The sequence below is a fragment of the Synechococcus sp. OH2 genome (assembly GCF_047462155.1).
Classification (GTDB): domain Bacteria; phylum Cyanobacteriota; class Cyanobacteriia; order Thermostichales; family Thermostichaceae; genus Thermostichus.
Genome location: NZ_JANSIR010000078.1, coordinates 1 through 6518 on the forward strand (window position 1 = coordinate 1; position 6518 = coordinate 6518).

A 6518-nucleotide genomic window follows, 5' to 3' on the forward strand; every position below is an offset into this window, starting at 1 on the left:
TGACCGCCTTGAGCATCGACGAGCTGGGCAGCCAACTGGGGATCCCCAACGCCAGCCGCCTCTACTACCGGATTGTGAATGGCTTTCTCGCCCCTGTGAACCCTGCCAATCCAGAAGTGAGCGGGATCCCTGGCGTAACGACAGGCAACCTGCGCTTTTTGGAGCTGGCGGTGCCCAACTACACCCTCATTGAAGTCTCCGGCAGCCGCTGCACCCTTCAGGTCAAGGGCCCCACCGGCAGTGTCCTCACCGATCCCCTGGGGCGCCGCGGAGAACTGGTGCTGCCCCAGTGAGAACAATCAAGGGCTTTGGGCAGGTTTTCCCAGTCCTATTCTGATCGAAATTCAGGGATCCCTGCGCAAGTTGGGATCCCTTTTTGTAACTCTTTTTTGCAACTTGTAAGGAAGATGCCGGCTGTGATCGCAATCAGCCAGGGAGCGAAAACGTTAATGCTAGCGTGTAGGTAGGGCAGGGATCCCTGTTGCGGCAAAGAAAACTTCATGGAAGGAGGAAAATCCGATGGTTGCTCTGCGGGGTTGGCTGGCAGCGGGCATGATCGGGGCGGCTGCAATCCTGGGTGGTGGTGAAGCGTGGGCCCAAAGGAGCTTGTGGTTACTGAACGGGCAATCGACCTGGGTTAATGGTTATTTCTACCCAGGCGAGAACATCTGGGCCGAGTGCGACCTCGACTGCCACGACGTGGATCTGGTGCTTTACGATCGCAACGGTCGGTGGGTAGCCGAAGATACGCTCTTGGACGATTTCCCCATCGTCCAGGCTCCCTATGAGGGCAGCTTCGCCGTCCAGGTGATCATGGCCGGCTGCCGCCACCCACGCGGCTGTGCTGTCGTCGTCGATTCTGACTACGGCTTCTAGCGCTTCCCTCGCCCCTAGCCCCTCTCCCTCTTGGAAGAGGGGAAGGAGGTACCGCCTGCTGTAGGGATGAAGGGGGCTGGCTAGGCGGGTTTGTGGCTGGCTTCCTGCACTTTGGCGTGGGTGAATTTGCTCAAGCCATGGATGGTTTTTTCCCAGTAGAAGGGCTTGGTAAAAAGCTGCCACAGGGCCATGTAGGCTGCAATGGAGTGCAGTTGCCAGTAAATGGGGTTGAGAAGAGCATAGAAGGCCAAGTCGTAGTAGCCCCGCCGAAAAACGGCCACCAAGTTCAAGTAGATCCCAATGGCATTGCCCACCAAGAGGTTAAACAAGCCCAAGTAAATTAGCCAACTGGGAAAGATGTTTTGCAGCCAATGGGCGCGGGTGAGCAGCCAGTAGAAAAACAGCAGCCACATGATGGGGCTGGTGAGGAAGGTGAAGAAGCTGCCGCCGATAAAAAATTGGTAGGCCAACCAGTTCTTGAGGCCCAGCTTGCGCAAAGAGCGCAGCGGGTTGCGGTTGTGCACCAGCCAGGTCTGCATATAGCCTTTGATCCAGCGGGAGCGCTGCCGGATCCAGTTTTTAAGGGCGCAGTTGGCCTCTTCGTAGGTGGTGGAGTTGATAACCCCCACCGTGTAGCCGTGCTGGCTGGCGCGAATGCCTAGATCGGCATCTTCGGTGACGTTAAAGGGATCCCATCCCTGCAATTCCCGCAGGCGGTCGGTGCGGAAGTGGTTGCTGGTGCCCCCCAGGGGAATGGGCATTTTCAAGGTTTCCAGGCCCGGCAGCAGGTAATCAAACCAATAGGAATACTCCAGAGTAAACATGCGGGTAAGAAAGTTCTCGTTGCGGTTGAAATAGTTGAGGGCCGCTTGAACGCAGACCAAGCTGGGATCCCCTTTTTTAAAGGCAATGATGGCTTTTTTCAGTTGATCCGGATCGGGGATGTCTTCGGCATCGTAGATAGTGAGGTATTCGCCGCGGGCAAAGGCCAGGCCGTAGTTGCAGGCTTTGGGCTTGGTCTTGGGCTTGCTATCCGGCACAATCAGTAGGCGCACGTAGCGGGGCGGCTTGGCGGCGCGGGCGGCCTCGATGGTGGCCTGGTCGTTTTCTTCCAACAGGATCAGCACGTCCAAGCGCTCGTGGGGGTAGTCCAGCTTGGAGAGGGAGTTGATGAGAATCGGCATCACCTCCGGCTCTTTGTAGACTGGCACCAGGATGGTGTAGATGGGCAAGCTGCGGTCATCGAGGGCGGCCACTTCTTCGTCGGTAATCTGGTGGAAGCGATCGGCGGATCCCACGAGGCTAAGCAGGAATTTGAAGAGAATCGAAGCAATGTAAAAGAGGTTAATCAAAAGTACTAAGATCGTCAGGGTTGTCCAGGGGGCGCTGGCCAAGCCCCACAGCAGCAGCAGCAGCAGGCCATAGCCGACGGCAATTTGCGAGGGGGTAAACACCCGCGAGGCCGATTCCTCCGGCAGACGGGCCAGCAGTTTGTACACCGCCTCTTGGCTAAAGCGGGATCCTTGATCTTGGCTGAGGAGCTGGGTGATATCCTGCTCGGTGCCCAGCACCTTTTCTATCCGCAACCCTGGCCGCCAACTGTAGAGCAGCTCGTCCACCGCCCAGTCCAGGGGGTCGTTGACCATCACGGTGAGGGTGTGCTCGTCGCTCCAGCTCAGGGGGTAGAAGAGGTGGTGCATCATCAATTCCGGATCGAACTGGCGGCTCAGGCTCTCGTCCCGGTAGAGCAGCCCTGTTCCCATCAGCTCCGAAACGGAAGGGTAGCCCAGCAAGTGGGCCAGAATGCTGAGATACTCGGGGGTGGAGAGGTAGCTCAGCCGGGTCAGCACCTGCCCCAGGCTGGATCCGGTGCGGCGGCGGATCTCCAGAGCCTGCTGCCACTGCTCCAGGGTGAGGCGGCTACCCAGCAGCTCAGCAGCCAGCTTGCGCTCGAGGATAACTGTCAAGATCTGTTTTTCGGTGGCCGGGATCTCCCACAGCTTTTCGGCCTCTGGGCAAAGGCGTTTCACAGCCTGCCAGACGCCGGGATAGCCGGGCTCTTCCGTGGTCACTACAACGGTTTGCGGGTTGAGCCAGCCACAGGGCAAAAAGCGCACCGGCAGGAGATCGCTGGGTTCCACTAGCCAAGGCAGCTCTAGATCTAGAGGCTGCTTGAGCAGCCAGTCCCGCAGCTTGGGCCGATCCAAAATCTGGCGACACAGCTCGGCAAACTTGCCAGGATGCATGACCCGCAAGCTCCAAAAAGCCCTGGGCAAGGAGCAGCCCACCTCTTCCCGGTACTCCTCCGCTGCCGCCAGTTGCTGGCGGGTGAGATAGCCTGCGGCCAAAAGCGAGGACTTAAGGGACTGGAGCATGGCCTAAGACCCGCGGCTTGGCTCAAGTCTGGCTCAACCGCAAGCCCATGCCTAGCCCCCCCTAGGAAGGGATGGGGGACTCGGGGCGGCGAGCCAAGCGGCCATAGACATTCCAGGCTCCTACTGCCAATAGAATAGCCAGCAGCAGCACCAGCCAATAGCGGTACTGCCACAGCAAAAGCTGCCAACTGAAGCGGCCTGGGTAGCGCACGCGGTAGCCTTGGGGGGTGAGATCCCAGCTCTGCACCTGGGTGAGGGCGGGGGCGGCGGCGTAGGCGGTGAGCACATTTCCCTGCAGTTGGTTGGCCAGGCGGGTGCGTGGATCGGCAAGGCCGCGGCTGAGGCGTTCTGCCAAGACCGGATCAGATCCCCACCAGGACAGCCAAAGGGTGGGCCTGCCTTGGAGCAAAAAGTACTGCAAGAGGCCGAGGTTTTCCTGGGGCTGGGCGGCCAGGGCCACCTGCTGGTTCAAGGGGTTGAGGATCTCGAACTGGGATCCCAGCCGGATGGGGCTGTAAGGGAGCTCCACCTGCTCCGGGGCAGCGACAAGGATCTGCCAGGCGAAGTCGCCTGTCTCCAGTTTGGTCTTTTCCTGGGGCAGAAACTGAAGGGTGGGCAGGAGCGGTTGGGCGGCCAGCCGACTCAAGGCCCCCACCAGGTAGGCGGCAGCCGGCAGCCATTGGGGATCCCCCAGCCAAACCCGTCCGGATCCCTGCAGCACCGCCGGGATCTCCTGCAGCTCGCCACTGGGGGCTTGGTAGCCGCTCCAGAGAAAGCCGGAGCTATCCGAGCGCACCTGAACCGTCAGCGGCGTCAGGGATCCCTGGCAATTGCCGGGGCTGGCCCCGTAGTCAAAGCGCAGCTCCAGTTGGTTGAAGCGGCGCAGCAGGCGGGTGGGCAGGGTCACGGTCTCGTTGAGCTGGCTGCGACCGGTGAGGTTGTAGGTGCGCAGCAGAACGCCGTTGAAGAACACATAGCCCGTCAGGCGATCCCCGGCCCGACCATCCACCGGGTTCATGATCACATCCAGTTGGGCCGCCAGATCCCGCGGGCGCCCCCCCAACTGCGCCAGGTTGAAGTTGAAAACCAAAGACTGGCTGCCAAAGCCCCGCAGCAGGGGATCCACGATCCCCAACTCCCGCAAGCTGAGGCGGTTGGCCTTGAGAGCCCGCTCCCAGTCCGCCACCGCCGCCACCCGGATGCCACGGCTCACCAGCCCCGCCCGCTTCCACTCTTCATAGAGGGCAAGAATGGCCTCGCGGCGGGCGGCCACCCGCAGCCGCGATCCCTCTGGAGTTACTTGATGCTGCAGGTGGGGGGTAAAGTTGGCCGGCTCCAGAATCACTTGAGGCCCTTCCCCTGGACGGTTGCTCCAGAGGATAGGGGTCTGAGGGAAGAGGTGGGCCAGTAAGCTGTACAGGCCCAGCGCTGCTTCCGCCACCTCAGGAGAGGGGTTGGCGGGCACCACCAGCGTGAGCTGGGGGTACATCAGGCGCAGAAAGCCGGCCACCGTAGCATCGGGCACGCGGGGCACCAGCTCAAAAAAACTGTCCCGCCCTACCCTCAGCAGCAGGTTGCCGGTGTTGAGGTCGGCACAGATGTCGTCGCTAATGCTCAAAAACGGCTGCACCGACACCGTGATAAAGCGCTCACCCGGCGGCAGGTCAGGGATCGGCACCCGCACCACCGGCTCCTGGCGCAGATCTTGCACCAGAAAGATCCCCGCCAGCTCCTCGTTAATCAGCACCCGCACGGTAGAGGTGGGCTTGAGCACCGGCGAAGGTTCTAGGCGCAACTGCACAAAGCTGGCTTCTGGGTCGATGCCGTTGATGGGCGCAGGGACGGTGACATCCAGGCGCGGGTTGGATCCCTGCAGCAGCACCGAACGCTCATAGCCCAGCCTCTGGAAAGCAAGGGGCTCCGCCCGCACTGCCTCTGTTGGCACGCAGCAGAGCAAGCCGGCCACCAACAGCCCCCACCCTCCTCTTCTCTGCCTTACCCTAGCCATCTGCGGGATCCCTAGCCCCTGCTCTGACGACAGAAAAAGCCTACACCTGCGGCGGGGGCAGTCGCCAAACTTCTAGGAGTATATGGCGCAAGAGTGATGAACTGGCCACAAGAAAGCCCCCTTCCTCAGGAACTCTCCTAGGCGCGGGCGTAGTCGTCCTCAAAGCGCACGATGTCATCCTCCCCCAAGTATTCCCCGTTCTGCACCTCGATGATCACCAGAGGGATGGTGCCGGGGTTTTCCAGACGGTGCTTGGTGCAGGGGGGAATGTAGGTGGACTCGTTGGAGTTAAGCAGCACCACCTCCTCGCCCCGGGTAACGCGCGCCGTGCCCCGAACCACAATCCAGTGCTCGCTGCGGTGGTAGTGCATCTGCAGGCTAAGGCGATGGCCGGGCTTGACCTCGATGCGCTTGATTTTGTACATTGGGCCTTCATCCAAGATCCAGAAGGCTCCCCAGGGGCGGGTCTGAGCCTGGGAGGACAAAAGCTCCAGTGCCGGAATTGCCGCGTTGTCCATGTCTCGCACAGACTGTAGCATTGAGGTCACACCTTGTTCCACTTCAGGGGCTCTCACATCCTCACCTGCAGCGCGGCAACTTTTCATCGACCATCTTGCTGAATCCAATACGCCAAAACTCGTAGAAAAAAAGTCTCGAGAAGGGGAATACTAAAGCTCCCTTGCATTCCTAATAGTTTTTGCAAAACTTGCTTTTAGGATTAACTAGGGTGTTCCAATGCCCTAGGCCGTCAAGTTTAGTGAAACTCGTTCATGGGGCATGGATGTTCGTAAACCGGCTTAAAGCTATCTTGAGGCTCGTTGCGCCGGTAGGGATCCCCTTGCTGCTCCTGGCTGGCCTCTTGTGGGGGCTGAAGGAAGGCTGGGGCTGGGTGAGCCTAGAGATGCAGTTTCTTGGCTACAAGGGATCCGTAGCCGCCCTGGGGCCGGATCCGCGCCTGCCCATTGTCGGCACCACCTTTCCCCCTTCGCTGGTGCTGGCCACGGCCATTTTGGGGCGCTCGCCGCTGGTGTTGCAGGCCATTTTGGGATCCCTGGTGTTGGACTGGATGGGGCAACAGTTGCGCCGTTTGCCTGTCGGCCTGGGGTGGCGCTGGCTGTGGGGCCTGTTGCTGCTGCTGCAGCCGGCTTTGCTCCTGATGCTGCTGCGCAGCCCCGTTTGGACGGCCACCTCGCTTTTGCTGGGGGTGAACATGGCCTTGTTGTTCCCTCTGGCCAACGAGAAACAAGCAGCGGAGAAGG

General features: G+C 60.5%; 4 protein-coding genes and 2 pseudogenes. 3 read left to right on the top strand and 3 right to left on the bottom strand.

Annotated elements, in window-relative coordinates:
- Both NW835_RS06680 and NW835_RS06685 read left to right on the top strand, forming a co-directional pair.
- Positions 1-293: pseudogene (locus NW835_RS06680) on the top strand (alkaline phosphatase); the annotation flags it as partial.
- A 226-nt stretch (positions 294-519) separates the two neighbouring features.
- The gene (locus NW835_RS06685) at positions 520-876 is read left to right on the top strand and encodes a hypothetical protein (RefSeq protein WP_414370372.1); all 357 of its coding nucleotides are present in this window, start codon (positions 520-522) and stop codon (positions 874-876) included.
- Between the two features lie 80 nt (positions 877-956).
- Here the strand turns inward: NW835_RS06685 and NW835_RS06690 are convergent, their stop codons facing one another.
- The 3 genes from NW835_RS06690 to NW835_RS06700 form a co-directional block, all read right to left on the bottom strand.
- Entirely contained in the window at positions 957-3251 is a 2295-nt protein-coding gene (locus tag NW835_RS06690) for a glycosyltransferase family 2 protein (protein WP_414414855.1), read from the bottom strand.
- A 61-nt stretch (positions 3252-3312) separates the two neighbouring features.
- Positions 3313-5259: a cellulose biosynthesis cyclic di-GMP-binding regulatory protein BcsB gene (locus NW835_RS06695; RefSeq protein ID WP_414414856.1), complete on the bottom strand. Its 1947-nt coding sequence runs from the start codon at positions 5257-5259 to the stop codon at positions 3313-3315.
- A gap of 137 nt (positions 5260-5396) precedes the next feature.
- Positions 5397-5777 carry a cupin domain-containing protein gene (locus NW835_RS06700; protein ID WP_414414865.1) on the bottom strand — a complete coding sequence of 127 codons (381 nt, stop codon included), beginning with the start codon at positions 5775-5777 and terminating at the stop codon, positions 5397-5399.
- Between the two features lie 290 nt (positions 5778-6067).
- Between NW835_RS06700 and NW835_RS06705 the strand changes: the two are divergent.
- Positions 6068-6518, top strand: a pseudogene (locus NW835_RS06705) (hypothetical protein); the annotation flags it as partial.